The 2,644-nt window shown below is 54.5% G+C and carries 2 tRNA genes and 2 rRNA genes; all 4 read left to right on the top strand.

Features of this window, described 5'->3' with window-relative positions:
* The first annotated feature begins 120 nt into the window (after nt 1–120).
* Nucleotides 121–1,653: ribosomal RNA gene (locus tag AB3X89_RS39300) — 16S ribosomal RNA — on the top strand.
* 78 nt (nt 1,654–1,731) lie between these two features.
* A tRNA-Ile gene (locus AB3X89_RS39295) sits at nt 1,732–1,808 on the top strand.
* A 57-nt stretch (nt 1,809–1,865) separates the two neighbouring features.
* Nucleotides 1,866–1,941, top strand: a tRNA-Ala gene (locus tag AB3X89_RS39290).
* Nucleotides 1,942–2,232: 291 nt separating this feature from the next.
* Nucleotides 2,233–2,644: ribosomal RNA gene (locus AB3X89_RS39285) — 23S ribosomal RNA — on the top strand; the annotation flags it as partial.

The following is a 2,644-nucleotide window of genomic DNA, read 5'->3' as shown; positions in this document are numbered from 1 at the left end:
GTATCAGAAAGCCTCACACAGTATTAGAGGAAGGTTTATCTGTCGAAAGACGGATTGATCATCGTCAGTACGTTGAGTGAGCGACCGGTTTCTGACGAAACCGAAAACAGTAACAGGTTTGAACTGAAGAGTTTGATCCTGGCTCAGATTGAACGCTGGCGGCATGCCTTACACATGCAAGTCGAACGGCAGCACGGACTTCGGTCTGGTGGCGAGTGGCGAACGGGTGAGTAATACATCGGAACGTGTCCTGGAGTGGGGGATAGCCCGGCGAAAGCCGGATTAATACCGCATACGCTCTGTGGAGGAAAGCGGGGGATCTTTCGGGACCTCGCGCTCAAGGGGCGGCCGATGGCAGATTAGGTAGTTGGTGGGGTAAAGGCCTACCAAGCCGACGATCTGTAGCTGGTCTGAGAGGACGACCAGCCACACTGGGACTGAGACACGGCCCAGACTCCTACGGGAGGCAGCAGTGGGGAATTTTGGACAATGGGCGCAAGCCTGATCCAGCAATGCCGCGTGTGTGAAGAAGGCCTTCGGGTTGTAAAGCACTTTTGTCCGGAAAGAAAACCTCGTGGCTAATATCCGTGAGGGATGACGGTACCGGAAGAATAAGCACCGGCTAACTACGTGCCAGCAGCCGCGGTAATACGTAGGGTGCGAGCGTTAATCGGAATTACTGGGCGTAAAGCGTGCGCAGGCGGTGCTGTAAGACCGATGTGAAATCCCCGGGCTTAACCTGGGAACTGCATTGGTGACTGCAGCGCTGGAGTATGGCAGAGGGGGGTGGAATTCCACGTGTAGCAGTGAAATGCGTAGAGATGTGGAGGAACACCGATGGCGAAGGCAGCCCCCTGGGCCAATACTGACGCTCATGCACGAAAGCGTGGGGAGCAAACAGGATTAGATACCCTGGTAGTCCACGCCCTAAACGATGTCAACTGGTTGTCGGGCCTTCATTGGCTTGGTAACGTAGCTAACGCGTGAAGTTGACCGCCTGGGGAGTACGGTCGCAAGATTAAAACTCAAAGGAATTGACGGGGACCCGCACAAGCGGTGGATGATGTGGATTAATTCGATGCAACGCGAAAAACCTTACCTACCCTTGACATGGATGGAATCCTGCTGAGAGGCGGGAGTGCCCGAAAGGGAGCCATCACACAGGTGCTGCATGGCTGTCGTCAGCTCGTGTCGTGAGATGTTGGGTTAAGTCCCGCAACGAGCGCAACCCTTGTCCCTAGTTGCTACGCAAGAGCACTCCAGGGAGACTGCCGGTGACAAACCGGAGGAAGGTGGGGATGACGTCAAGTCCTCATGGCCCTTATGGGTAGGGCTTCACACGTCATACAATGGTCGGAACAGAGGGTTGCCAAGCCGCGAGGTGGAGCCAATCCCAGAAAACCGATCGTAGTCCGGATCGCACTCTGCAACTCGAGTGCGTGAAGCTGGAATCGCTAGTAATCGCGGATCAGCATGCCGCGGTGAATACGTTCCCGGGTCTTGTACACACCGCCCGTCACACCATGGGAGTGGGTTTTACCAGAAGTGGCTAGTCTAACCGCAAGGAGGACGGTCACCACGGTAGGATTCATGACTGGGGTGAAGTCGTAACAAGGTAGCCGTATCGGAAGGTGCGGCTGGATCACCTCCTTTCCAGAGCTATGCATTCAGTGCATTCAAGTGCTCACGCTTATCGGCTGTGGTTTAGAGAAGCAACGCAGACAGACTCAGGGGTCTGTAGCTCAGTCGGTTAGAGCACCGTCTTGATAAGGCGGGGGTCGATGGTTCGAATCCATCCAGACCCACCACTGTCTTGTCTGGTGAGCTGGTCGGGTGAGCCCCTCTGGAGTGTGTGCTGTATGACTGGGGGATTAGCTCAGCTGGGAGAGCACCTGCTTTGCAAGCAGGGGGTCGTCGGTTCGATCCCGTCATCCTCCACCAATCCTCAATGCGCAGGGTTCTGCACACATGCAGAGCGTTGCGCATTGGCGATTGAGCCAGTCAGCGCGATGTGAGGCAACTCATGATCGGCTGTCGTTCTTTAACAATCAGGAAGAAGTAGTAAAGAGATTCACGAAAGCGGGCCTGGAGATGGGTGCGTGAGTAGGTGAATCAGGGTTGTGATTGTATCGATGTATTTTATAAGTGATCGAGAGATCGCTTTGGAATACGGCGCAACACGAATACTCAACCTGTAGCGCGTGCGTCTGAACTGAGACACACCCGTTATAGGGTCAAGCGAACAAGTGCATGTGGTGGATGCCTTGGCGATCACAGGCGATGAAGGACGCGGTAGCCTGCGAAAAGCTCCGGGGAGCTGGCAAACAAGCTTTGATCCGGAGATGTCCGAATGGGGAAACCCACTCCTAATGGAGTATCCGTAGCTGAATCCATAGGCTGCGTGAAGCGAACGCGGTGAACTGAAACATCTAAGTAACCGCAGGAAAAGAAATCAACCGAGATTCCCAAAGTAGTGGCGAGCGAAATGGGATCAGCCTGTACTCTTTATTTGCAGTGTTAGCCGAACGCTCTGGAAAGTGCGGCCATAGCGGGTGATAGCCCCGTAGGCGAAAACATTGTGAAAGAACTGGGTGTACGACAAGTAGGGCGGGACACGTGAAATCCTGTCTGAAGATGGGGGGAC

Source organism: Paraburkholderia sp. BR14320, from assembly GCF_040948665.1.
GTDB classification, from domain to species: domain Bacteria; phylum Pseudomonadota; class Gammaproteobacteria; order Burkholderiales; family Burkholderiaceae; genus Paraburkholderia; species Paraburkholderia youngii.
This window is presented reverse-complemented; position numbering and strand designations above follow the sequence as displayed.